This is a genomic window from Mesorhizobium norvegicum (genome assembly GCF_004919685.1).
GTDB classification, from domain to species: Bacteria; Pseudomonadota; Alphaproteobacteria; order Rhizobiales; family Rhizobiaceae; genus Mesorhizobium; species Mesorhizobium norvegicum.
On record NZ_SMYZ01000084.1, the window covers coordinates 1 to 22,879 of the forward strand.

The following is a 22,879-nucleotide window of genomic DNA, read 5'->3' on the forward strand; positions in this document are numbered from 1 at the left end:
TCGCTGCCAAGGGCCGTGGATGACGCCAGCCGGCGCACGCTGCCGCCGGTGGCTTCCGCCGGCGCCTTCAGCCGGTTTTCGGTGGAAATGACATCGGCGAATTCCGGTGCGTTGACCGGGCCGACATGGGCGAGCGCCGTCAGGTCGCCATTGGCGACCTGGTAGAGGCCGATCTCGCTGGTCTCGACGCTGCCGAGGAAGACGCCGGGTTCGGATTTATCGAGCTTGACGGTCAGTGTCTTGCCGGACGGGGTGATGATCTGGGAGGGGCCCGGATCGTCGGCCATCGTCTGGCGGCGGATTTCCAGCACCATGCCGCGGCCGTCGGCGGTCAGCCGCTCCTCCTCGAGCTCGGGCTCCTTCATCAGCCAGTGCGCAATGCGCCGGTAGAGCTGGACATGCGGGCCGCCGCCCTCGAAGCCGCGCGCCCACAGCCAGCCCTGGTCGGACAGAAGCATGCCGACGCGGCCTTCGCCCTTGCGGTCGAGCAACAGCAGGGGCCGGTTGTCGGCGCCCTTCATCACCACTTCGCCTTCGGGGTTCTGCACGCCGATGGTGCGGAACCAGCGGCTCCAGTGCGGCGGCTCGGTGGCCGAACCGTCGAGCCCGCGTGTCACCGGGTGGCGCTGGCCGAGTTCGGTGATGCGCGGATAGAAGGCCTTGTCGACCACCTCGCCGGTCGGCATCGCCGGCAGGGCCGCCATCAGCGGCGTGCGCGCGATCGAGCTCTCGCCGGCATATTCGGGGCCGGCCGCAATCAGCAGCGCGCCGCCTTTTTCGACATATTCGGAGATGTAGTCGTAATAGAGGATCGGCAGCACGTCGCGGTGCTGGTAGCGATCGAAGATGATGAGGTCGAAATCCTTGATCTTCTCGACGAACAGCTCGCGGGTCGGGAAGGCGATCAGCGACAATTCGTTGATCGGCGTGCCGTCCTGTTTTTCCGGCGGCCGCAGGATGGTGAAGTGGACGAGATCGACCGAGGCGTCGGATTTCAACAGGTTGCGCCATGTGCGCTCACCGGCGTGCGGCTCGCCGGAGACGAGCAGAACACGCAGGTTTTCGCGGATACCGTCGATGAGCGCGATGGCGCGGTTGTTGGTGTCGGTCAGTTCTCCGGGCTCACGATCGATGGCGAGCTCGACGATGTTGCGGCCGGCGCCCGGTATGGTCACCTGCAGCGGCATGGCCTGGCCGACGGTGGCATGCTCGACCGCGACCTGTTCGCCATTGACCGAGACGCGCACATCGACCGGACCAGTCTCGTTTTCGGTCGAGATGACGCGGTAGGTCATGTCGAGCGGCTTGCCGACAAGGCCAAAGCGCGGCGCATTTTCGAAGCGGATACGGCGATCCTTTTCGTGGTCGTTGCCGGTGATCAAGGCATGCAGCGGGGCGTTGAAATCGGGCGCGCCCGGGGGCGCGTCATGGACCTCGCCATCGGTGATCATGATGGCGCCGCCGATGCGTGACGGCGGCACGTCGCGGAAAGCGCCCTCGAGCGCACCGAACAGCCGTGTCTCGGTGCGCTCCTCGGCAGCCTCGGATTTGCCGGCCTCGACGACGCGCACGTCGAACTGCTTGAAGCGGCCAAGACGCTGCTGCAGCCGGGCCAGCGCCTCGTCGGTCTGCTTGGTGCGGTCGCCGATATCCTGGCTTTGGCTGCGGTCGACAATCAGCGCGACGACGCTTTTCAGCGGCTCGCGCTCCTCGTTGAGAAACACCGGGTTGAACAAGGCGGCGGCGAGCGCCACCAGAGCAATGAAGCGGAAGACCGAGCCGCGCTGGCGAAACCACAGGCCGACCAGCGCCAGCAGCGCCAACGGCACCAGCGCCAAGGCCAGCAAGGGCCAGGAGATCAGCGGTTCGAAGGAGATCGACCAGTTCATCATGACTTACTGCCCCAGCCGTTCGAGCAGTATGGGCACGTGCACCTGGTCGGATTTGTAGTTGCCGGTCAGCATGTACATCATAATGTTGACGCCGGCGCGCAGTGCGTAGATGCGCTGCATCGGGTCCGCCGGCACGGTCGGCAGCAAAGGATCGCCATTCTCGTCAACCGCCCAGGCGCCGGCGAAATCATTGGCGGTGATCATGATCGGCGAAACGCCGTCGCCGGTGCGCACCGGCCGGTTCTCGGCGTTGCTGGCGTCGAGCGATGCCTCGACCCACAGCGGGCTGCCGGCGAAGCGGCCGGGAAATTCGGGCAGGATGAAGAAGGATTTGGTCAGCACGTGATCGGACGGCACCGGCTCCAGCGGCGGCACGTTGAGGTTGCCGAGGATGTCGCGCAGCCGCTCCGTCGCCGGGCTGGTCGAATCGGCGCCGATGCCGTTGGCGAACTGGTCGCGCGTGTCGAACAGCACCGTGCCGCCTTGCTGCATATAGGCGTCGATGCGGGCGATCGCGGCCTGGCTCGGCATCGGCGCGGCCGGATCGATCGGCCAGTAGATCAGCGGATAGAATGACAGCTCGTCCTTCGAGATATCGACGCCGGCCGGCGCGCCCGGTTCGAGTGCCGTCTTCTCGACCAGGAAGCGGGTCAGGCCCTCGAGCCCGGCGCGGCTGATCGAATCGTCGCCCGGTACGCCAGTCAGCACATAGGCGATGCGGGTCTTCGAAATCGCCTCTATTGCCACCTCGTCGCCCGGCTTGGCGTCGTCGGCGCGGGCAAGATCGGCATGGCCGAACAAGGCACCGAGCGCAATCAGGACTGCTGCTGTGGTAGCCACGGCGCCGGCACGGCGCGGCCGGCGTGAAAACAGGCCGCCCATCCAGAACACCGCCAGCGTATCGAGCAGCATCAGCGCCAGGGCAGCCGCGACCAGTGCGCCCTTCAAATTGCGCGATTCGTCAAAGGCATACTGGATCGATGTGACGGGAACAGTGATTTGCGGGCGTGCCAGCGGGGCCAGCGTGCTGTCGGCTTCAAGCAGATTGTGGGCGAAGACGCCCGTCTCAGAGCCATAGAGGCCGGGCGGGTTTTCGAAGGTCACCGGCAGTGCGCCGGGCCCCGGCACCAGCGGCCGCGCGTCCGGCGTCGGCGGCACCAACGTGCCGTCGGCTGCTATCATGCGGTAGGGCGCCAGCGAGGTGGCGGCGGCTTCGGCATTGGCGATCGCCGCGCCCTGGTTGCGTGACAGCTGCACGATACGGCGCAGCATCTCGACGAAGCTGCCCGAGATCGGCAGGTTCGACCAGGTCGCTTCGGGCGTGACGTGGAACAGCACCAGCGTGCCCTTGCCTTTCTTCAGTCCGGTGACCAGCGGCGTGCCGTCGGCAAGGGCCGCCCAGGTGCGCTCGACAATGTCGGGCGTCGGCTCGGCCAGCACCTGCCTGGTGACGGTGACTTCGGTCGGCGGAGCAAGATCGGCGAACGGGCCGGCCTTGGGGAATTCGGTGACCGGCTGCGGGGACGTCCATGACAGCGCGCCGCCGAGCGAACGCTCGCCGGTGCGCAGGCGGACCGGCAGCAGGTCGTCGTCATTGCCGGCGGCGGCCAGCCGCGAACCGGCGAAACGCACCAGCGTGCCGCCATTGTCGACCCAGTCGACCAGTCTCTGCCGGACCTGTGCCGGAATGGTGCCGATGTCGGCCATGATGATCATTGCCGGCTTCTGGTCGAGGATCTGCGGGATGGCGTCGGCGAGGTCGGCGCTGGAGGGTTCGACGAGATCGGCGAAGGGCTGCAGCGCGCGCCTGATGTAGTAGAGCGGCGACAACAGCGGTTGCGCCTGGTCAGCCTCGGCCTGCGACAGCAGCCCGACGCGGCGGCGCTTGGAGCTTTCGTCGAGGACGCGCACCGCGCCGGCCTGGCGCTCGCCGTCGAGCGCGATCGAGGCGAAGTCGTTGCGCAGCTCGAACGGCACCGCCATGGTGCCGGTGGCGGTGGTTTCGCCGGGGGAAAAGGTCAGCGTCGCATCGGCGATGCGGCGGCCCTTGTCGTCGAAGGCGCCGGCGGTGACCTGCGCCGGGGCAGGGTCGCCCGGCGCGCGAATGGCAGTTAGCGCAAAGCCGTCGACCTGGTTGTCGGCGGCGGTCAGGCCGGTCAGCGACAGCCTGTCGGCGGTTGCCCAAACGACACGGGCGGCATTTTTCGACAGAAGCGTGTTGAAGGCGGCCTCGTCGCCTTTTGCCGCCAGGCCGTCGGCAAGCACGGCGACGCTGGCGCCGGGCAAGCTCTCCAGCACGCCGGCGACGCGGGCATAGACGGCGGGCCGGTCGGTCGGGATCGGCCGCGGCTTGGCTGCGCGCAGCCGGTCGAGGGCTGCGGCGGCATCGAACGGGCCAACCTCCGCATTGGCTTTTTCGGCGGTGAAGGCGATGACGACCGGCACGCCGTTGGAGCCGGCATCTTTGATCAGCCGCTCGGCGGTGGCGACGCGCTTGCCCCAGTCGGCGGCACTGGCCCAGTCATTGTCGATGACGAGCGCAAGCGCCGCACCCTCGGCCGGCAACTTTTCGCGCGGGTTGAAGACTGGGTCGGCCAAGGCGGCGACGATGAGCGCCGCCATCAGCAGCCTGAGCAGCGTCAGCCACCACGGGCTCTGCTGCGGCGTCTCTTCGCGCTTCAGCACGCGTGCCAGGATCTTCAGCGGCGGGAAGATTTCGGTCTGCGGCTTGGGCGGCGTCAGCCTGAGCAGCCACCAGATCACCGGCAGCGCCAGCAGGCCCCACAGCACCATGGGGGCGCCAAAGGAGAGCGGCAGCCAGCTCATGCGACGGCCTTTCCGAGGGAGGGGCCATCAGCGGTCATCGCCATGTGCAGGCGCACCAACGCATCGGAAGCCAGCCGATCGGTGTGGTTGACGGTAAAGCTCCAGCCGAGCCGCTTGCACCAGGCGGCCAGTTCGTGGCGGCGGGCGGTGTAGAGCAGGCGATACTCGTCACCCAGCATCTCGGCGCGGCCGGCTGTCAGCTTGTCGCCGGTCTCGGGATCGGTGAATTCGGTGCGGCCGGCATAGGGAAAGGTTTCCTCGGCCGGGTCGGCGACCTCGATCAGATGCGCGCGCACGCCGTGGCGGGCGAGCACGTCGAGCCACGCCATCGTCTCCTCGACGGGATCGAGGAAATCGCTGACGACAACGATGTCGCAGAAGCGCCTGATATCGGACAGGTCGGGTTTTGCCGGCAAATCGCCGGCATGCATCAGCTGAGCGGCAATGCGCTCGGCGCCGTTGCGGGCGGTGAACGGATCGGTGAGGCCGGGCCAGGCGATGCGCTCGCCGCTGCGCGACAACAGCTCGGCCATGGCCAGCGCCAGCACCAGCGCGCGCGATTGCTTGGAAACGCTGGCGCCGGTCGACTTGTAGAGCATCGACGGCGAGGGGTCGGCCCACAGCCAGACCGTATGGGCGGCTTCCCATTCGCGATCGCGCACATAGGTGTGGTCGTCGCGGGCCGAGCGCCGCCAGTCGATGCGTGAGGCATCGCCTTCGACATAGGGCCGGAACTGCCAGAAATTCTCGCCGATGCCGCGCTTGCGGCGGCCATGCCAGCCGGCGATCACCGTGTTGACGATGCGCCGTGCCTCGACCAGCAGGTCGGGAACCAGCGAGGCCCGCAACCGGCCACGGGCGAGCGCGTCGCGCGTCGCTGCCGGTGCTTGGAGCTCGCCAATACGCGCCATCAGATACCTTTGGCCAGTTTCGCCACCACGTCGCGCACGCTGGTGCCTTCGGCGCGAGCAGCAAAGGTCAGCGCCATGCGATGCTGCAGCACCGGCTCGGCCAGCGCACGTACATCGTCGATCGAGGGCGCCAGCCGTCCATCGTAGAGCGCGCGCGCCCTTGTGCACAGCATCAGCGCCTGGCTGGCGCGCGGGCCGGGGCCCCAGGCGACATGCTTGTCGGTCTCGGCATTGCCCTGGCCGGGACGCGCCGAGCGCACCAGCGTGAGGATCGCCTCGACGACGCTTTCGGACACCGGCATGCGGCGGATCAGCGTCTGGATTTCCTTCAGCCGCACCGGCTGCAGCACGTTCTGGGCCTTGGCGTCCTCAATGCCGGTGGTCTCCAGCAGGATGCGGCGCTCGGCTTCGATTTCGGGATAGAGGATGTCGACCTGCATCAGGAAGCGGTCGAGCTGGGCCTCGGGCAGCGGATAGGTGCCTTCCTGCTCCAGCGGGTTCTGCGTTGCCAGCACGTGGAAGGGCGCCGGCAGATCGTAGCGGGCGCCGGCAATGGTGACGTGGTATTCCTGCATCGCCTGCAGCAGCGCCGACTGGGTGCGCGGCGAGGCGCGGTTGATCTCGTCGGCCATCAGAAGCTGGGCGAAGATCGGCCCGGAGATGAAGCGGAAGGAGCGCTTGCCGATCTCATCCTGCTCCATCACTTCGGAGCCAAGGATATCGGACGGCATCAGATCGGGGGTGAACTGGATACGGCGCGAATCGAGGCCGAGCACGATGCCCAGCGTCTCGACCAGCTTGGTCTTGGCGAGGCCCGGCACGCCGACCAGCAGCGCATGGCCGCCGGCCAGCAACGCCACCAGCGTGCGCTCGACGACGCTCTCCTGGCCGAAGATGACCCGGCCGACCCCGTCACGAATTTTGGAAATATCCGCCAGCGCCTTCTCGGCCTCGGCGATCATGTCCTTTTCGCTGATCGGGCTTTCCTTGACCATCACGCTCATGCCGCATCGATCCTCGTGGTTGGAAATACCAGCCTGCAGCATACCATGACTGCCGCGATTCGGCCTCGCCCAGCGTCTGCATTTGAACTTAAATCACAGACTTAGGCTGACAAGCGGAACAACAGTGACTATTTCGTGACCATGACGGGACCCTTGGAACATCGTGAAGAAAGCCTGACGACCGCCACCGAAGCGCGCGGTCTCGAGGCGCTGATCTCGCGCGCCGCCCGCGCCGGCAAGGGCGCAGCACCTGTCGAGCGCTGGAATCCCGACTTCTGCGGCGATCTCGACATGGAGATCAAGGCCGACGGCACCTGGTTCTATCTGGGCACGCCGATCGGGCGAATGCCGCTGGTGCAGCTTTTTTCCTCGGTGCTGCGCAAGGACGAGGACGGCAAGACCTATCTGGTGACGCCGGTGGAGCGAGTCGGCATCCGCGTCGCCGATGCGCCCTTCATCGCCGTCGAGATGGATGTTTCGGGCGACGGTGACGCGCGGATCATCACCTTCCGCACCAATGTCGGCGATGTCGTCGAGGCCGGGCCGGAGCGGCCGCTGCGCTTCGTCGACGAGAACGAGACCGGCGGCCTGAAGCCCTATGTGCTGGTGCGCGGCCGCCTGGAGGCGCTGGTGGCACGGCCGGTGATGTATGAGCTGGTCGGGCATGGCGAGGAGGTCGAGATCGGCGGCAAGACGATGTTTGCCGTGCGCTCGAAGGGCGCGGTGTTCCCGATCATGCCGGCGGACCAGTTGAAGCGGCTGAGCGCGTGATGGACCAGGTGTCGCCGGCGCCGTTTTCATCAGCGGATTTTCGCGCGCGCTTCGCCGCGCAGCCGGATGCGCATGCCAGTGACGACTATGGCGATCATCGCTTCAACCCCGGCCATCCGCGCCTCAACCAGGGCAAGGCGCTGCGCAATGCGGCCGTGTTGATCCCGGTGGTCGATCATGAGGGCGATGCGACGGTTCTTTTGACCAAGCGGGCCGAAAAGCTGCGCAACCATTCGGGGCAGGTGGCCTTTCCCGGCGGCACCATAGACCCGACCGATGCCAGTCCGGAGGCGGCGGCGCTGCGCGAGACCTTCGAGGAGATCGGCCTTGCCCCGGATCGCATCGAGATCATCGGCCGCATGCCTGACTATGTCGCCGGCAGCGGCTACCGCATCGCACCGGTGCTGGGCATCGTGCGGCCAGGGTTCCAGCTGGCGCTCAACGCCGACGAGGTCGATGCCGCCTTCGAAGTGCCGCTGCGCTTCCTGATGGACCCGGCCAACCACAAGCGCGACAGCCGCATGTGGAACGATCTCGAATGGTTCTTCTACGACATGCCTTATGGCGACCGGCGCATCTGGGGCGTCACCGCCGGCATCATCCGTACGCTGTATGAAAGGCTCTATGCGTGAGTGTCTCGATCGCGGGCAGGGCCGACTGGCTCACCGACAAGCATCTGCAGCGCCTGCTGGCCGCACTGACCGGGGGCGGCGAAGAGGCGCGTGTCGCGGGCGGTGCGGTGCGCAACACGCTGATGGGCCAGCCGGTCGCCGACATCGACATCGCCACCACGTGTTTGCCGCAGGAGACCATCCGTCGCGCCGAGGCGGAAGGCTTCAAGGCGGTGCCGACCGGCATCGAGCATGGCACGATCACGGTTGTCGCCGGCGGCAAGCCCTATGAGACCACCACCTTGCGCGCCGACATCGAGACCGACGGGCGGCGCGCCAAGGTGTCGTTCGGGCGCGACTGGAAGCTCGACGCCGAGCGGCGCGACTTCACCATCAACGCGCTCTATGCCGAGGCCGATGGCAGGGTTGTCGACTTGGTCGGCGGCATCGCCGACATCGAAGCACGCCGGCTGCGCTTCATCGGCGATGCGGAAGCGCGCATCCGCGAGGATTACCTGCGTATCCTGCGCTTCTTCCGCTTCTTCGCCTGGTATGGCGATGGCCGACCGGATGCCGAGGGGCTGAAGGCCTGCGCCCGTCTGAAGGAAGGGCTGGCCCAGCTTTCGGCCGAGCGCATCTGGTCGGAACTGAAGAAGCTTCTGTCGGCACCCGATCCCTCGCGGGCGCTGCTCTGGATGCGGCAGGCCAGCGTCCTGACCGCCGCACTGCCGGAAAGCGAGAAATGGGGCATCGACGCCATCCATGGGCTGACCAAGGCCGAGAACGACCTCGGCTGGACGGCTGATCCACTGTTAAGGTTGGAGGCGATCGTGCCACCGGATGCGGCGCGCATGAAGACGCTCGCCGAGCGGCTCAAATTTTCGACTGCTGAAGCGGATCGCCTGCGCCACTGGGCGCTTGCCACCGCCGTCGAGCCGAAGACGACCGAGGGCGAACTGGCGAAAAGGCTCTATCGCGGCGACCGGCAGGGGTTTGTCGACCGTCTGCGGCTGTCGCTTGCGGCAGCCAGGGTGCGCGCTGTCGAGGACAATGAGGCGCTGCTCGAAGCCGGTGGCTTTTCGCGCCTGCTTGCCTTCGCCATCAAATGGGAGAAGCCGTTGTTTCCGCTGAAAGGGGCCGATCTAACCGCGCTCGGCGCAACTCCAGGGCCGAAACTTGGTGAAATCCTTAGGAATCTCGAGGCGGAATGGGTCGAAGCGGGATTCATGCCTGATCGCGGCGCGTTGCTTGAACGCGCCGCGGAAGCGCTTGAAACTTAAAGCGCGGCCTGGTGCCGCATCGAATCCGTCAGGCCGGGATCGATCCCCCGCACTCGAAGCCAGACTGCGCGGTGCCGTTCACTTGATCGATACGGGAGCCAGGGCGCGCGAAAGGCTCGCCTCGCCCTTGCCATAGACCGAGGGGCTATAGCCGATCAGCGTGTCGGTACGGGCCGTATTGAGCAACTGGTTGGTGACCTGGGTCGGCGTTGCCTTGGTGAATTTGCTGCCCACGATCGCGGCGTAACCGGAAATGATCGGCGCGGCGAAGGAGGTGCCGTAAAGGCCTGTCTTGTCCCCCGCGACCCCTACGACCAGGAAATGGCTCTGCACAAGCGGATTGGAGCCGGCGGTGTTGGAGTACCAGGCCATCCCGGTCGGGTTTGACGTCGTACCGTTCCCGTTGAGCGCGCCGACGAAAATCGCGGACGTCTTTCCGATCAAAGCGAGGTCGAGATAGTCCTGCTGGCCGCCGGTGATACCGCCCACGGCAACCGAGTCGTTGCCCGCGGCCTTCGAAACCACCGCCGTTCCCTTGGTGGCATAGGAGATGATGGAGGCTTCCTCGGCACTCCATCCGATCTGGTTCGAGCTGTAGCCCGCTTTGGCGTACATGCCATAGCTCAGATTGAGCACGTTCAGGCCAGGCGCCAGCGTGACCGATGAACTCGTGGAGAAGTCTTTCGACCTTATGGTGGCCAGGGTTGCAATCATGCTGGCTTCCTCGCGGGTCCATTCGCCGTGTCGCTGGTTCTGCACCCCGATGCCAAAGTTGCCATTGAACCGCGATGTGCTGGAGAAGTCGTCGACGATCGTAATCGTGACGCCTTTTCCCCTGTAGCCCGCACGCCAGGCGGCGCCGACATCGGGGCTCATCCAGCTTTGCACAGTCTGCGATGGGGTTGTCGGGAGAGTAGCGCTCAGGCAGATGGAAGCGTTTGATTGACCGCCGACGCAGAGCGCCCCCAGCGGATCGGGCCCCGCAGCCTCTTGCGCCGCCGCCATCGAGGCCGGCAGGAGGGCGAGAGCCGTGGCGATACCGAACTTCCAACGATTGTTTGACATGTTCTTACCCCGGTTCAAACAAGAGATAGGCCGCGCCACCGCGACTTTCCGGCAGCTGCGTGACATTTGATGCACGCCCCCTCGCGATCAGAAGGTAACACGGTAGTTCAGCCAGAGATGCTGCCTCTCCGGTTTAGCGTTAACCAGATATTTCAAGGTTTCCTCAGGCGCCATCTCGCCGGCGGCGAGCCGGCAATTGACGCTGTAGGTGCCCAAATCGCCATAATCGGCCTGGCAGGACTTTTCGGTGAGGTTGCCGCCGATGGTCGTGGTGAGCGACAGGGAAAGAGTGCTGTTGGCACTCGGATGCATCTGAGTGAGGAAACCAAACTTGAGGCTGGGCTCGATCCGATACTTCTCGCCCTCTTCTCCGGTCCCAAATCCCCAAAGGATGCCGGTATCCTCCGTGATCTGTGTCAGCAGGTCCACGTGCATATCGACCCAGCTTGCCCGGTACCATTGGTTGAACGATAGCCGGTTTCCGTTCTGCAGTTCATAACCGCCGTCGCCGAGCCCTCTCGCGCGGTCACTGAGCGGCGAGCCCTGATGGATGTCGACCAGCGATGTGGTCATTTCCTGGGCAATCGCCGGAGACACGCCAAGGAGCGCGCACAACAGGAGCGCGGTCGTGCGGAAACTCACCCGATTGCCGGACTTTTCGCGCATGCGCGAAACACCTCGCCCCACTGTTTCGGACCAGTGCCTGGTGGCGACGGGCTCCTCTTGCAGCCCACTGTAGCCCGGATTGTCGGCCTGACAGTCGCACGGGCTCAGTTACCGCGAGGTTTATTTTAGCTGAGGCAAATGTAATTTTTGGACCCCGCAGGTCCACATTGCCCGCTATGGCTTGAAAATCGCCATAGCGGTTTTTGCGATCAAACGTTCACCGGGATCGTGGCCAACAACGAAATTGGTTTGCCGTTGCCAGCAAGTGCCGAGGCCGGGCAGACCCTAAGCCGCGTCGCGGGTCTTCTCTATGCGCGAGCGGATCGCTTCGATCATCGTCTCGCGGATGACCGCCTCGCCATGCGTCTCGCGCATGTGCTCGACGGCCCGGCGCATCACCTCGGCTTCCTCGTCGGCACGCGTGTGCCAGTCACAGCCTGGCACGAGCGACCCACAATGAAATTCCTTCATGGGATTTCTCCTCTTCCTCCGTGAAGCCCGAGGCTCCGACACTTTTTTGGCTCATGGTTCAGTTCCAGGGTTGGATCTTTTGACCGCGAGCAGGGCTGAACAACATAACACGAAAGCGGCGGTCTGGTTGCATCAAAGCACCGTGCGCCTTGCGCTCACCCGAAGTTTACGGCCAGCGAACCTCGGGCGGCAGGCTGGAGAGGATGGACGCGACATTGCCGCCAGTCTTCAGTCCGAAGATGGTGCCGCGATCGTGAAGCAGGTTGAATTCGACATAGCGGCCGCGGCGAATGAGCTGTTCGTCGCGATCGCCGTCGGTCCAGTTCTCGTTGAAATTGGCGCGCACGAGGTGGCCGTAGACGACGAGAAAAGAGCGGCCGACATCCTGGACGAAGTGGAAATCGGCATTCCAGCCGCCTCTGTCCTCGCCCGAATGCAGCCAGTCGAAAAAGATACCGCCGGTGCCACGCGGCTCGTTGCGGTGCGACAGATAGAAGTACTCGTCGCACCAGGCCTTGTATTTCGGGTAGTCGGCAACCGCGGCGTTCTTCTCGCAGGCGAATTGCATGGCGCGGTGGAAGGCGACCGTGTCGGGGTCGTCCTGGGTGCGGCGGCGGTCGAGCACCGGCGTCAGATCGGCACCGCCGCCGAACCATTGGCTAGATGTGACGACCATGCGCGTGTTCATGTGCACGGCCGGAACGTTGGGGTTCCAGGGATGCGCGATCAGCGAAATGCCAGATGCCCAGAAGCGCGGATCTTCCTCGGCGCCGAGCATCTGCTTCCTGAATTCGGGTGAGAACTCGCCATGGACGGTCGAGGTGTGGACGCCGACCTTCTCGAAGACGCGGCCGTGCATCATCGACATGGTGCCGCCGCCACCCTTGCCCGCGTCACGTTCCCATGGCGTCTTTTCGAAACGGCCCGGCGACCACGAGGCCAGCGGCCCGCCAAGGTCCTGCTCGATCTGCTCGAAGGTGGCGCAGATGCGTTCGCGCAGCGCCTCAAACCATAGGCGCGCCTTCATCTTCTTCTGTTCGATGTCGGCGGGCAGGCCTGCCGGTATTTCGGGTCGTTCCAAGTGCCGTCTCCGGTTGGGGCGGCGAGTCCTACAAATGACTCGTCTTTTGCCGGCGCGATCCCTAATCTCTTAGGGGCAAGGGTCAAGTGTCATTAAGGTGCAAGGGAGTTGTTTCGTGCGCACCCCGGCAAGACCGCCGCTGGATGGCCTCAAGAAAAGGCTCGACCAAAGCCGGGCCGAACGCGCGCGCATGCCGCGCGACGGTTTCCTGCGCGAGACTTTCGTGCTGCCGCGCTCCGATGCGCGGCTCAAGGCCAAGGAATGGTTCGAGCGCTTTCCCAAGCAGGCCTACTGGACCGAGATCGAAAGCTGGTTCGAGCGACCGGGTGACCTGATCGAGTTCACCATCAGGCGGTTGCCGGTGGCGGATTAGGATTTCCTCGCCCCGTTTACGGGGAGAGGATGCCGGCAGGCAGGTGAGGGGCGGCGCGGACCTCTCAATGTTGGCGCCGCCCCTCATCCGCCTTCACTGCGTTCAGGCACCTTCTCCCCGTGAACGGGGAGAAGGAAGAGCAACCAGCCGCCTCGCCCCTGTGCCTTCCCTCGCTAGCCGGTCGCCCTTGTTCCTCAATGGGCATTTGTCGATGGACATGCAGCCGCAGCCGATGCAGTCGGTCAGCCCGTCGCGCAGTTTCTTCAGCTGGGCGATCTTGTGGTCGAGCCCGTCGCGCCAGGCGGTCGACAGCAGGTTCCAGTCATCGCGCGTCGGCGTGCGGCCTTCGGGCAGCGATGCCAGCGCCGTGCCGATTTCGGCCAGCGAGATACCGACCTCTTGCGCCACCTTGATGATCGCCACGCGCCGCAGCACGTCGCGGCCGTAGCGGCGCTGGTTGCCCGACGTGCGGTGGCTGCGGATCAGGCCGCGGGCCTCATAGAAATGCAGCGCCGACACCGCCACCCCACTGCGCATGGCCACCTGGCCGACCGTCAACTCCGTAACCGGTGCCACTCCTGATTTTCCGCCTTCGATTTTTCTGCTTGACCTCAAGTTAAGTTGAGCTTGTAGCGAAGAAATGTTGATTGGGCAAATGCAGGAGAAGGCGATGTGCGCCTGGGTGAGAATGAGTGGAGAAAGCACTGTCGTCGGCGACGGCAAGCACGGTGTTATGGATGGGACGCGGATCCTATCCGAGCTGCCGGATGGCTTCGCCCGCCACCATGGCGACGGAAAGCGCGACGTTGATGCTGCGCGCCGCGCCCTGCATGGGGATGGTCAGCCGCGCATCCGCCGCCTGATGGACAGGATCCGGAACGCCTGCGGATTCGCGGCCGAACAGAAGGATGTCGCCCTCGGCGAAGGTGAAGCCGGTGTAAGCGGTGGTGGCTTTGGTCGACAGCAGCACCAACCGGCGCGCGCCAGTTTTGCGCCAGTCCTCGAAGGCGTGCCAGTCGACATGCAGGGTCAGGGCAGCCATTTCGAGGTAGTCCATGCCGGCTCGCTTGAGCGCTTTGTCGGAGAGCGGAAAGCCGGCCGGTTCGATGATGTCGACGCCGAGCCCGAGGCAAGCGGCGAAGCGCAGGATTGTCCCTGTGTTGCCGGCGATATCCGGCTGGTAGAGCGCGATGCGGAGACGACAGTTCATTTCCGCGTCCTTCTAATAAGTGGCAGATCGGCCACAGCGGGCTCGCGGTTTTGGAAATTGCTGGACCTGCGGGTAGCCATTTTCTGCGAAGTCGGGTATACGGCCAGCATTGTCAACCCGAACCGATGGAGGGGAAATTCATGATGACCATGCACATCCAGCGCCCCTCTCGTGGGCTTACCTGCCTGCTGGCGGTTTCGGTACGACGATTCTCCTGACTCTCTAAGACTTGATCGCACTGATTCCCGCCGAAACGATTTTTCGGCTCTCGAAGGAATCCTGCGATGTTTTTCAAAAAGTCAAAAGGGCTGAACGCCCCACCTGAACCTGCCCGGACCGATGCTTATCGTGTCCGGACCGACGCAATGCGTGTCTCTGGCCGAACGCCGGCGGACGAGATTGCTTCGCCTTTTTATCTCGATTTTCACACGGAGGACGGATCGATGTTCGATCCCTACAGAATACCCGGCTCAAGGAGCCTGCATATCCACCGACTGCCGACCTGGGCGCTGCTGATCGGCGACACCTATTCGTCGGCGGTTCACGCCGAAGTCCGCCGCCGGCCGCATCGCGGCATGCTGCCGGATGTCGATTTCTCGTGCGCGGTTCCCGACCCGAGCCGGCCGTCGCTGGTGCGCCGGATCATCCGTTTGATCCGACCCGGCCCGAAAATCCGGATCGTGAACAGTGCGCCGTCAGGATCGTCAAGCACAGCTGTCGGCGAAAAGCCCGCGAGCCCCTATATTGCGCGAAGCAGGGCCGACGGTCCGGGTGATTCCGGACCGTCGGCCCCCGACGCCAAGGGGTCCGAAGACTTCGTACGCTCCCGTGCCGCATAAGCGGAAAACAGATTTCATGAGCATGACCTATGTTGTTGTTTAGCTGGTTTGAAAGACGGCTCGATCCGTTCCCCGCGGCGGAACCGGTCGAGCCGCCCAAGACGCTGGTTGCCTTCTGCGTGCATTATACGCGCGGCGCGTGGCCCTATATCCTTCTCGACGCGGTGCTGGTGACGGCCATCGCGATCGCGGAAGTGTGGATGTTCGGCTTCCTCGGCCGCATCGTCGACTGGCTGTCGGGGCAGAATCGCGAAACCTTCCTGCAGACGGAAGCCTGGAAGCTCGCCGGCATGGCCTTCATCGTGCTGTTCGCGCTGCCGGGCACGGTGTGGCTGCATTCGCTGCTCAACCAGCAGACGCTGATGGGCAACTATCCCATGCGCATCCGCTGGCAGGTGCACCGCTATTTGCTCAAGCAGTCGATGAGCTTCTACCAGGACGAGTTCGCCGGCCGCATCGCCACCAAGCTGATGCAGACGGCGCTCGCCGTGCGCGAATGCGTCATCAAGCTGATCGATGTCCTGAACTACGTCATCGTCTATTTCCTTGGCATGCTGGTCATCGTCGGTTCGGCCGACTGGCGGCTGGCGGCGCCGCTCGGCGTCTGGCTGGTCGGCTACATCCTGCTGCTGCGCTATTTCATCCCGAAGCTGGGCAAGGTCGGCGAGGAGCAGGCCAATGCGCGCTCGACCATGACCGGCCGCGTCGTCGACAGCTACTCCAACATCCAGACGGTCAAGCTGTTCAGCCACGCACGCCGCGAAGCGTCGTTTGCGCGCGAAGGCATGGCCGGCTTCCTGCAGACGGTCTACCGGTCGATGCGGCTGGTGACGGTGCTTTTCGGCCTGCTCTACATCATGAATTCGCTGCTGCTGTTCTCGGTCACGGCGATGGCGCTGTGGCTGTGGCTCGGCCAGTCGGTGACGATCGGTGCGGTCGCCGTGGTCATCGGGCTGGTGCTCAGGCTGTGGGGCATGTCGCAATGGATCATGTGGGAAATGTCTGGGCTGTTCGAGAATATCGGCACGGTGCAGGACGGCATCGCCTCGATCTCGCTGCCACGCCTGGTCGAGGACCGGCCGGGGGCGAAGGACATCGCCGTTTCCAGGGGTGAGATACGCTTCGAGGACATCCGCTTCCACTATGGCAAGCAGAAAGGGGTGATCGAGAACCTGTCGCTGGCGGTGAGGCCAGGCGAAAAGGTCGGGATCGTCGGCCGCTCCGGCGCCGGCAAGTCGACGCTGGTCAATCTCCTGCTGCGTTTCTACGACCTGGAGAGCGGAAAGATCCTGATCGACGGCCAGGAAATCGCCGACGTCACGCAGGATTCGCTGCGCGCCCAGATCGGCATGGTCACGCAGGACACCTCGCTGCTGCATCGTTCGGTGCGCGAGAACATCCTCTATGGCCGGCCCGACGCCTCGGAAGAGCTGCTTGTCGAGGCAGCGGGGCGCGCCGAGGCGCTGGACTTCATATCGGGGCTTTCGGACGCCAAAGACCGCAAGGGCTTCGATGCCCATGTCGGCGACCGCGGCGTCAAATTGTCCGGCGGCCAGCGGCAACGCATCGCCATTGCTCGCGTTATGTTGAAGGACGCACCGATACTTATCCTTGACGAAGCGACCTCGGCGCTTGATTCCGAAGCCGAGGCGGCGATCCAGGAGAATCTCTACAAGCTCATGCAAGGCAAGACCGTCATCGCCATCGCGCACCGGCTGTCGACCATCGCGGCGATGGACAGGCTGGTGGTGATGGACAAGGGCCGTGTCATCGAAGAAGGTTCGCACGAGGAACTCGTCGCCAAGGGCGGGCTCTACGCGCAGCTCTGGCAGCGCCAGTCGGGCGGGTTCCTGCTTGAGGACGGTCCCGCCGACGCCGCCAATGACGCACTTGCAAAGGGGCAAGCCGCAGAATGATGGCCGCCGCATGATGACAGCCGTCTATCGCTGGTTCGAGAACTGGGTCTATCCGTTCAGGGAGCCGGCGAATCTTCGGCCACCGACCAGCGTCGGCGGCTTTCTCTGGCACTATGTCGGCCAGGCGAAGTTCGCCTTCTTCGCCATGCTGGTCATCGGCGGCATCGCGCCGCTGGTCGAGGCTGGCCTGTTCTACTTTGTCGGGCGGCTGGTCGACATTCTCGACCAGCTTCCCGCCGAGCGCAGCTGGCACGCTTTGTGGAATGCCGCCGGCTCCGAACTGGTGTTCATGATCGCGGTGGTGCTCGTCATCCGCACCATCGTCGTCGGCCTGTCTGCCCTGGTCGACGAACAGACGATCACGCCGGGCTTCTACAATCTGGTGCGCTGGCAGGCGCACCGGCATGTCTCGCGCCAGTCCTACGCCTTCTTCCAGAACGATTTTGCCGGCCGCATCGCCACCAAGGTCTGGCAGGCGGGCCAGGCGACCGGCGACCTGATGGAAAGCTTCATCGAGGTCGTCTGGTTCATGGTCGTCTACACGGTGACGACGCTGGCGCTGGTCGCCGGGCTGGATCTGCGTCTGGCAGTGCTGGTGGTGATCTGGATTTCCGCCTTCGGCTGGCTGGCCAAGCTCTATCTGCCGGCAATCCGCAAGCATGCCGAGGAGACCGCCGAGGCCGGCTCGATGATCACCGGCCGCATCGTCGATTCCTATTCCAACGTGCAGACGCTGAAACTGTTCTCGGCCGACGGCGACGACCGCTACATCAAGAACGGCTTCGACATCTATCTCGACGCGCTGCGCCCGTTCACCCGGCGGCTGACCGGCGTGCGCATGGCGCTGACGACGCTGTCGGGCATCATGATCACGGCGATCGGCTGTTTTGCCGTCTATCTCTGGGTCGAGGGCTCGATCACCGTCGGCGCTGTCGCCTTCACGCTGTCGCTGGTGCTGCGGCTCAACATGCTGCTCGGCCGGCTGATGATGCAGCTCAACAGCATCTTGCGGAATCTCGGCGTGCTGGAAAATTCCAAAGCGCTGATCTCGCAGCCGCTCGGCCTGGTCGATGCACCCGACGCCAAGGAGCTCGTGGTGGCCGGCGGACGCATCGCGGTGAAAAACGTCGAGTTCCATTACGGCAAAGGGTTCGGCGTGCTCAACGGCATCGACCTTGTCGTGCGGCCGGGCGAGAAGGTCGGACTGGTCGGACCGTCGGGCGCCGGCAAGACGACGCTCGCCAATCTGATCCTGCGCCTCTACGATCTGGAAGGCGGGTCCATCACCATCGATGGTCAGAACGTCTCCAAAGTCACGCAGAATTCGCTGCGCGCCAATATCGGCGTGGTCAGCCAGGATACGGCCTTGTTCCACCGTTCGCTGCGCGACAACATCAAGCTCGGCATGCCTGACGCGACCGACGCCGAGGTGATCGCGGCGGCGAAAAAGGCCGAGGCGCACGAGTTCATCCTTGGCTTGCGCGACAACAGGGACCGCGCCGGCTACGAGGCCTTTGTCGGCGAGCGCGGCGTCAAGTTGTCGGGCGGCCAGCGCCAACGCGTGGCGATCGCCCGCGTCTTCCTCAAGGACGCGCCGGTTCTGATCCTCGACGAGGCGACCTCGGCGCTCGATTCCGACATCGAGGCGGCGATCCAGGAGAATCTGACGCGGCTGATGGAAAACAAGACGGTCATCGCCATCGCCCACCGGCTGTCGACGATCGCAGCACTTGACCGGCTGGTGGTGCTCGACGGCGGTCGCATCGTCGAGCAAGGCACGCATGACCAGCTGGTGGCGCTCGACGGGCTTTACGCGCGGCTGTGGAAGCGGCAGTCCGGCGGTTTTCTTTATCACGAGGACAGCGTGCTCGAAGAGACACGCCCGGCGGAGTAGCTCCATGGGTAGGTCGCCAGGGGTTAACCCAGAGGTCAGCTATGTGCTCAAGCGGCTGCGGCCAACCACGCCGGCCTTCGACGCGCTGAAGGAAGAAAGCCGGCTGGAAGGCTACTGGATGCTGGTGCGCCTCGCGGATGGCTGGGCAGGCGGCCGCAACAAGTTCCTGAAGCGCGGCGAGGCGCTCTACGGAGCCTGGCATGGAAGGGAACTCGCCGGCGTATGCGGGCTGAACATCGATCCCTATTTCGAAGGCAGGGACCACGGCCGGGTCCGGCACCTGTTCGTCAGGGTGCGCCACCGTCGCACCGGCCTTGGCCGGATGCTGGTCGAGACCGTTATCGACAGGGCACGTCACCATTTCGCTGTGCTGAACACGCGCGCGCCGCAAGAAGCCTTCGGCTTCTATGAACGGCTTGGCTTTCAGCACGTGGCAGGCGAAGACTTCGTCACACACCGTATGATTTTTGGGAAAGGAGGCTGAAATGTCGCTGCGTCCGCCATCGCATCTCGCCAGCGCCTCGGCTGCCGAAGCCGCCTTCGACGCGCTCGGCCATGAAATTTTGGCGGAGAAGGCGGCCGCACTCGGCCGCGCCGGTCAGCGGGTGGAGGAAACGCTGGCCAGACTGCGCGACAATGCCGACGAGCAACTGCGTCCCCGGCTTCTCAAGGAGGCCGCCGAGGCGGTGCACGGCTACTTCATCCAGCGCGAACTGTGCGGCTTGCGAAAGCATGACGCCGTCATCCGCGAATACAACATCCCGAAGGCGGTTCTGGCCAGGCTCGGCGCGAAATAGCTCTTTTGTTTGACCATGATCTCCAGCGAAAACCGGTTCCCACTTTTCGGGATCATGGTCACTCCAGCCATTCGGTGATGAAACTGCCGTTCTCGTGGATGTCAGTCGTTTCCAGCGGACCCGGGCCGAGATTGGTGAATTTGTGCGGCGTGTTGGCTGGAACGATCAGGATCTGGCCGGCGGACGCCTCGATCTCCTGGTCGCCGACGGTGAACAGGCTGGTGCCCTGGCGGATGATGAAAATCTCCGCGTAGGGATGCGTGTGCAGCCGCGGACCGCCGCCGACGTCAGGCAGATAGTTGAAGATCAGGCAGGAGTTGGACCCGTAGGCGCCGCATTGCAGTTCGCCCTTCCGGCCGTCGGAGCGCACAGCCCATGTATCGCGGTCTATGACGTGTGCCATGATCAGCTAACCCTTCGCCGGTAGCCAGGGATTGAACAGTTTCACGCCGGTGCCTTCAAAATCCTTCGTGTTGCGGGTCACAACCGTCAAATTGTTGACCAGCGCGGTGGCGGCAATATAGGCGTCCCGATCAGGCCGAGGGTCCGGCACGTGGAGCGGTGCGCAGCGCAGCGCTACGGCAAGGTCGACGGGCAGTATACGCTCTGCGATTTCGGCGACCAATCCGTCGATCCAAGCGCGCAGGACGGCCGCTTTTTTCACGTCCTTTCGCGCGGCTCCCAGCGCGCCGATCTGAGCTTCGAGAATACTGACGGCTGAAACATAAAGTTCGGTGGGATTTTTGCTCTGTGCCCAAGTGCGAACGTTCGGCTCGCATCGATCTCTTCGCCTGAGTTCGGAGATGACATTCGTATCGAGCAGATACATCAGTCGAACTCGGGAGGGCGCAGGGACAAGCTCTTGAGTTCGGGGATGTCGAAATCAAAATCCGCTTCGGGCCGATCGTCCGCCAGAACATCCGCAAGGCTTCTGAATTTTTCCGGCCTGCCGCCGCTCTTCAGCTTCTCGTATTCCTCCATTGACATCAGCACATGGGAAGGCTTGCCGCGGTCGGTGATGATAACCGGTCCGTTCCTGGCAGCCCGCTTGGCAAGCGCCGTGTCCTGGTTGAATTCACGGCTCGACATGATGGTGACCGTCTTCGTCGAGATGTTCATTTCAGCACCTCCATCCGGAAGATGTAGACATATTGCTACATTTAGCCAAGCCCGTCAAATTCATCGCTGTGCGGAACGCCCGCGACAATCTGCCCTTGTGCCTTGACCCGTCTGGACAAAAACGGGCTTCACGCATAAACCGAAGTCCAAATGCCGGAGGAATTCGCAAGCCTGTTCGCCATGCGCTGTCGGGTTGGCGTAATTGAGCGGGGAACAAGGCTCAGCCACCGGCACGGAAGAGGCGAAAGGATCAGGCACCCGTGAGCGCAACCGACACCCAAGATCCCAACCGTCGTGATTTTCTCTACGTCGCCACCGGCATGGCCGCAGTGGTCGGCGCGGGTGCCTTCGCATGGCCGTTCATCGACCAGATGCGTCCCGACGCCTCGACGCTGGCGCTCGCCTCCGTCGAGGTCGACGTCGCCTCGCTGACGCCGGGCATGTCGCTGATCGTCAAGTGGCGCGGCAAGCCGGTCGTGGTGCGCAACCGCACCGAACAGGAAATGAAGGACGGCGAGGCGGTCAAGCTGGCCGATCTCAAGGATCCAATCGCGCGCAACGCCAATCTGCCGGCCGACGCACCGGCGACCGACGCCAACCGCACCACGCCCGGCAAGGAAGCCTGGATGGTGATGGTTCAGGTCTGCACGCATCTCGGCTGCATTCCGCTTGGCCAGGAAGGCGATTTCGGCGGCTGGTTCTGCCCGTGCCACGGTTCGCAATACGACACGGCCGGCCGCATCCGCAAAGGCCCGGCGCCCGAGAACATGGCGGTTCCGGTATTCAAGTTCATTTCCGATACCAAGATCCTTATCGGTTGAGGCAGGGGATATTTCGATGAGCGAGGGACACTCGACCTATACGCCCAAGACCGGTATCGAGCGCTGGTTCGACGCCCGCATGCCGCTGCCGCGGCTGATCTATGACAGCTTCGTCGCCTATCCGGTGCCGCGCAACCTCAACTATGCGTGGACCTTCGGCGGCATCCTGTCGATCATGCTGGTGGCGCAGATCCTGACCGGCATCGTGCTGGCCATGCACTACACGGCCGACACCAATCTCGCCTTCGGCTCGGTCGAGAAGATCATGCGCGACGTGAATTCGGGCTGGCTGCTGCGCTACATGCATTCGAACGGCGCCTCGTTCTTCTTCGTTGCCGTCTACATCCACATCTTCCGTGGCCTTTATTACGGCTCCTACAAGGCGCCGCGCGAGCTGCTGTGGATCCTCGGCTGCATCATCTATCTCTTGATGATGGCGACCGGCTTCATGGGCTACGTGCTGCCATGGGGGCAGATGAGCTTCTGGGGCGCCACCGTCATCACCGGCTTCTTCAGCGCCATTCCGCTGGTCGGCGACTGGATCCAGCAGCTGCTGCTCGGCGGCTTTGCCGTCGACAATCCGACGCTGAACCGCTTCTTTGCCCTGCATTACCTGCTGCCGTTCATGATTGCCGGCGTCGTCGTTCTGCACATCTGGGCGCTGCATGTCGTCGGTCAGTCGAACCCGACCGGCATCGAGATCAAGTCGAAGACCGACACCGTCGCCTTCACCCCCTACGCGACCATCAAGGACGCGTTCGGCATGATCGTGTTCCTGTTCTTCTTCGCCTATTTCGTCTTCTACCTGCCGAACTATCTCGGCCACCCCGACAACTACATCGTCGCCAACCCGCTGAAGACGCCGGCTCATATCGTGCCCGAATGGTACTTCCTGCCGTTCTACGCGATCCTGCGCGCCATCACCTTCAATGTCGGGCCGATCAACTCCAAGCTCGGCGGCGTGCTGTGCATGTTCGGCGCCATCGTCATGCTGTTCCTGGTGCCGTGGCTCGACACCTCGAAGGTGCGCTCGGCGGTCTATCGGCCCTGGTACAAGCTGTTCTTCTGGCTGTTCGTGGCCGATGCCATCCTGCTTGGCTGGCTGGGCTCGCAGCCGGCCGAAGGCAGCTATGTATTCATGGCGCAGATGGCGACGCTGGTCTACTTCGCCTTCTTCCTGATCGCGCTGCCGGTGCTCGGCCTCATCGAGACGCCGCGTAGGCTGCCGAACTCGATCACCGAGGCGGTGCTCGAGAAGAACAAGGGCGGCGGCGGACATCCGACAGGCGCCACGGCCGCGCCAGAGACCAAGGGCTGAGCGGTAGAGAATCT

General features: G+C 64.1%; 24 protein-coding genes. 11 read left to right on the forward strand and 13 right to left on the reverse strand.

Going from position 1 to position 22,879, the window contains the following annotated elements; translation table 11 throughout:
• From FCU66_RS31250 to FCU66_RS31265, 4 genes are all read right to left on the reverse strand, one after another.
• Positions 1-1,889 (reverse strand): hypothetical protein (locus tag FCU66_RS31250; RefSeq protein ID WP_136625465.1); only part of this gene is annotated, 1,889 nt, incomplete at its 3' end.
• Positions 1,890-1,895: 6 nt separating this feature from the next.
• Positions 1,896-4,718, reverse strand: a complete 2,823-nt coding sequence (locus tag FCU66_RS31255; protein WP_136615923.1) for a DUF4159 domain-containing protein — start codon at positions 4,716-4,718, stop codon at positions 1,896-1,898.
• Positions 4,715-5,629 carry a DUF58 domain-containing protein gene (locus tag FCU66_RS31260; RefSeq protein ID WP_136615924.1) on the reverse strand — a complete coding sequence of 305 codons (915 nt, stop codon included), beginning with the start codon at positions 5,627-5,629 and terminating at the stop codon, positions 4,715-4,717. Before FCU66_RS31260 ends, FCU66_RS31255 begins: the two co-directional genes overlap by 4 nt.
• Positions 5,629-6,633 carry an AAA family ATPase gene (locus FCU66_RS31265; RefSeq protein WP_136615925.1) on the reverse strand — a complete coding sequence of 335 codons (1,005 nt, stop codon included), beginning with the start codon at positions 6,631-6,633 and terminating at the stop codon, positions 5,629-5,631. Before FCU66_RS31265 ends, FCU66_RS31260 begins: the two co-directional genes overlap by 1 nt.
• Before the next feature lie 141 nt (positions 6,634-6,774).
• Here FCU66_RS31265 and FCU66_RS31270 point away from each other — a divergent pair, with 141 nt between their 5' ends.
• From FCU66_RS31270 to FCU66_RS31280, 3 genes are read left to right on the forward strand one after another with little or no spacing between them, the layout of a single operon-like run.
• Positions 6,775-7,404 carry a DUF1285 domain-containing protein gene (locus tag FCU66_RS31270; RefSeq protein WP_136615926.1) on the forward strand — a complete coding sequence of 210 codons (630 nt, stop codon included), beginning with the start codon at positions 6,775-6,777 and terminating at the stop codon, positions 7,402-7,404.
• Positions 7,404-8,036 carry a CoA pyrophosphatase gene (locus FCU66_RS31275; protein WP_136615927.1) on the forward strand — a complete coding sequence of 211 codons (633 nt, stop codon included), beginning with the start codon at positions 7,404-7,406 and terminating at the stop codon, positions 8,034-8,036. The genes FCU66_RS31270 and FCU66_RS31275 overlap by 1 nt, the downstream gene beginning before the upstream one ends.
• On the forward strand, positions 8,033-9,295 hold the full coding sequence (locus FCU66_RS31280; RefSeq protein ID WP_136615928.1) for a CCA tRNA nucleotidyltransferase: 1,263 nt from the start codon (positions 8,033-8,035) through the stop codon (positions 9,293-9,295). The genes FCU66_RS31275 and FCU66_RS31280 overlap by 4 nt, the downstream gene beginning before the upstream one ends.
• Positions 9,296-9,373: 78 nt before the next feature.
• Here FCU66_RS31280 and FCU66_RS41595 read toward each other — a convergent pair whose 3' ends face one another.
• The 4 genes from FCU66_RS41595 to hemF form a co-directional block, all read right to left on the reverse strand.
• Positions 9,374-10,399, reverse strand: coding sequence for a S8 family serine peptidase (locus tag FCU66_RS41595; RefSeq protein WP_246094109.1), 1,026 nt, complete (start codon positions 10,397-10,399; stop codon positions 9,374-9,376).
• A 48-nt stretch (positions 10,400-10,447) separates the two neighbouring features.
• On the reverse strand, positions 10,448-11,026 hold the full coding sequence (locus tag FCU66_RS31290) for a hypothetical protein (protein WP_136615929.1): 579 nt from the start codon (positions 11,024-11,026) through the stop codon (positions 10,448-10,450).
• A gap of 285 nt (positions 11,027-11,311) precedes the next feature.
• Positions 11,312-11,497 carry a DUF1059 domain-containing protein gene (locus tag FCU66_RS31295; RefSeq protein WP_136615930.1) on the reverse strand — a complete coding sequence of 62 codons (186 nt, stop codon included), beginning with the start codon at positions 11,495-11,497 and terminating at the stop codon, positions 11,312-11,314.
• A 166-nt stretch (positions 11,498-11,663) separates the two neighbouring features.
• Complete coding sequence (gene hemF / locus FCU66_RS31300) at positions 11,664-12,578, reverse strand: oxygen-dependent coproporphyrinogen oxidase (RefSeq protein ID WP_136615931.1); 915 nt, start codon at positions 12,576-12,578, stop codon at positions 11,664-11,666.
• A 115-nt stretch (positions 12,579-12,693) separates the two neighbouring features.
• On the opposite strand from hemF, the gene FCU66_RS31305 reads away from it, so the two are divergent.
• Positions 12,694-12,951, forward strand: a complete 258-nt coding sequence (locus FCU66_RS31305; RefSeq protein ID WP_027030665.1) for a hypothetical protein — start codon at positions 12,694-12,696, stop codon at positions 12,949-12,951.
• Positions 12,952-13,053: 102 nt separating this feature from the next.
• Here FCU66_RS31305 and soxR read toward each other — a convergent pair whose 3' ends face one another.
• Together soxR and FCU66_RS31315 are read right to left on the reverse strand one after the other, a co-directional pair.
• Positions 13,054-13,527, reverse strand: a complete 474-nt coding sequence (soxR, locus tag FCU66_RS31310) for a redox-sensitive transcriptional activator SoxR (RefSeq protein ID WP_136615932.1) — start codon at positions 13,525-13,527, stop codon at positions 13,054-13,056.
• A gap of 175 nt (positions 13,528-13,702) precedes the next feature.
• Entirely contained in the window at positions 13,703-14,161 is a 459-nt protein-coding gene (locus tag FCU66_RS31315) for a tRNA (cytidine(34)-2'-O)-methyltransferase (RefSeq protein WP_136615933.1), read from the reverse strand.
• 443 nt (positions 14,162-14,604) lie between these two features.
• Here FCU66_RS31315 and FCU66_RS31320 point away from each other — a divergent pair, with 443 nt between their 5' ends.
• Genes FCU66_RS31320 through FCU66_RS31340 form a run of 5 tightly spaced genes read left to right on the forward strand, consistent with a single transcriptional unit; the run spans position 14,605 to position 19,607 of the window.
• Positions 14,605-15,000, forward strand: coding sequence for a hypothetical protein (locus FCU66_RS31320; protein WP_136615934.1), 396 nt, complete (start codon positions 14,605-14,607; stop codon positions 14,998-15,000).
• Between the two features lie 29 nt (positions 15,001-15,029).
• Positions 15,030-16,916: an ABC transporter ATP-binding protein gene (locus tag FCU66_RS31325; RefSeq protein WP_136615935.1), complete on the forward strand. Its 1,887-nt coding sequence runs from the start codon at positions 15,030-15,032 to the stop codon at positions 16,914-16,916.
• Positions 16,917-16,926: 10 nt separating this feature from the next.
• Positions 16,927-18,810: an ABC transporter ATP-binding protein gene (locus FCU66_RS31330; protein WP_136616025.1), complete on the forward strand. Its 1,884-nt coding sequence runs from the start codon at positions 16,927-16,929 to the stop codon at positions 18,808-18,810.
• Between the two features lie 4 nt (positions 18,811-18,814).
• Complete coding sequence (locus tag FCU66_RS31335) at positions 18,815-19,294, forward strand: GNAT family N-acetyltransferase (protein WP_136615936.1); 480 nt, start codon at positions 18,815-18,817, stop codon at positions 19,292-19,294.
• A gap of 1 nt (position 19,295) precedes the next feature.
• Entirely contained in the window at positions 19,296-19,607 is a 312-nt protein-coding gene (locus tag FCU66_RS31340) for a DUF6665 family protein (protein ID WP_136615937.1), read from the forward strand.
• A gap of 58 nt (positions 19,608-19,665) precedes the next feature.
• Here FCU66_RS31340 and FCU66_RS31345 read toward each other — a convergent pair whose 3' ends face one another.
• Genes FCU66_RS31345 through FCU66_RS31355 form a run of 3 tightly spaced genes read right to left on the reverse strand, consistent with a single transcriptional unit; the run spans position 19,666 to position 20,726 of the window.
• Positions 19,666-20,010 (reverse strand): cupin domain-containing protein, encoded by a 345-nt coding sequence (locus FCU66_RS31345; RefSeq protein WP_136615938.1) that lies wholly within the window; start codon positions 20,008-20,010, stop codon positions 19,666-19,668.
• Between the two features lie 6 nt (positions 20,011-20,016).
• Positions 20,017-20,436, reverse strand: coding sequence for a type II toxin-antitoxin system VapC family toxin (locus FCU66_RS31350; protein ID WP_136615939.1), 420 nt, complete (start codon positions 20,434-20,436; stop codon positions 20,017-20,019).
• Positions 20,436-20,726, reverse strand: coding sequence for a type II toxin-antitoxin system Phd/YefM family antitoxin (locus FCU66_RS31355; protein ID WP_136615940.1), 291 nt, complete (start codon positions 20,724-20,726; stop codon positions 20,436-20,438). Before FCU66_RS31355 ends, FCU66_RS31350 begins: the two co-directional genes overlap by 1 nt.
• Positions 20,727-20,986: 260 nt before the next feature.
• Between FCU66_RS31355 and petA the strand changes: the two genes are divergently transcribed.
• Together petA and FCU66_RS31365 are read left to right on the forward strand one after the other, a co-directional pair.
• Positions 20,987-21,547 (forward strand): ubiquinol-cytochrome c reductase iron-sulfur subunit, encoded by a 561-nt coding sequence (gene petA, locus FCU66_RS31360; RefSeq protein ID WP_013529984.1) that lies wholly within the window; start codon positions 20,987-20,989, stop codon positions 21,545-21,547.
• 16 nt (positions 21,548-21,563) lie between these two features.
• Complete coding sequence (locus tag FCU66_RS31365; RefSeq protein WP_136615941.1) at positions 21,564-22,865, forward strand: cytochrome b; 1,302 nt, start codon at positions 21,564-21,566, stop codon at positions 22,863-22,865.
• Positions 22,866-22,879 lie beyond the last annotated feature (14 nt).

Bases quoted from the DNA above. Each gene is read 5' to 3' on its own strand.
- FCU66_RS31290 (WP_136615929.1), bottom strand. From the start codon at position 11,026: ATGCGCGAAAAGTCCGGCAATCGGGTGAGTTTCCGCACGACCGCGCTC.
- FCU66_RS31260 (WP_136615924.1), bottom strand. From the start codon at position 5,629: ATGGCGCGTATTGGCGAGCTCCAAGCACCGGCAGCGACGCGCGACGCG.
- FCU66_RS31345 (WP_136615938.1), bottom strand. From the start codon at position 20,010: ATGGCACACGTCATAGACCGCGATACATGGGCTGTGCGCTCCGACGGC.
- FCU66_RS31340 (WP_136615937.1), top strand. From the start codon at position 19,296: ATGTCGCTGCGTCCGCCATCGCATCTCGCCAGCGCCTCGGCTGCCGAA.
- FCU66_RS31355 (WP_136615940.1), bottom strand. From the start codon at position 20,726: ATGAACATCTCGACGAAGACGGTCACCATCATGTCGAGCCGTGAATTC.
- FCU66_RS31265 (WP_136615925.1), bottom strand. From the start codon at position 6,633: ATGAGCGTGATGGTCAAGGAAAGCCCGATCAGCGAAAAGGACATGATC.
- FCU66_RS31325 (WP_136615935.1), top strand. From the start codon at position 15,030: ATGTTGTTGTTTAGCTGGTTTGAAAGACGGCTCGATCCGTTCCCCGCG.
- FCU66_RS31350 (WP_136615939.1), bottom strand. From the start codon at position 20,436: ATGTATCTGCTCGATACGAATGTCATCTCCGAACTCAGGCGAAGAGAT.
- FCU66_RS31335 (WP_136615936.1), top strand. From the start codon at position 18,815: ATGGGTAGGTCGCCAGGGGTTAACCCAGAGGTCAGCTATGTGCTCAAG.
- FCU66_RS31270 (WP_136615926.1), top strand. From the start codon at position 6,775: ATGACGGGACCCTTGGAACATCGTGAAGAAAGCCTGACGACCGCCACC.
- FCU66_RS31275 (WP_136615927.1), top strand. From the start codon at position 7,404: ATGGACCAGGTGTCGCCGGCGCCGTTTTCATCAGCGGATTTTCGCGCG.
- FCU66_RS31295 (WP_136615930.1), bottom strand. From the start codon at position 11,497: ATGAAGGAATTTCATTGTGGGTCGCTCGTGCCAGGCTGTGACTGGCAC.
- FCU66_RS31320 (WP_136615934.1), top strand. From the start codon at position 14,605: ATGTTCGATCCCTACAGAATACCCGGCTCAAGGAGCCTGCATATCCAC.
- FCU66_RS31330 (WP_136616025.1), top strand. From the start codon at position 16,927: ATGATGACAGCCGTCTATCGCTGGTTCGAGAACTGGGTCTATCCGTTC.
- FCU66_RS31315 (WP_136615933.1), bottom strand. From the start codon at position 14,161: ATGAACTGTCGTCTCCGCATCGCGCTCTACCAGCCGGATATCGCCGGC.
- FCU66_RS31365 (WP_136615941.1), top strand. From the start codon at position 21,564: ATGAGCGAGGGACACTCGACCTATACGCCCAAGACCGGTATCGAGCGC.
- FCU66_RS31255 (WP_136615923.1), bottom strand. From the start codon at position 4,718: ATGAGCTGGCTGCCGCTCTCCTTTGGCGCCCCCATGGTGCTGTGGGGC.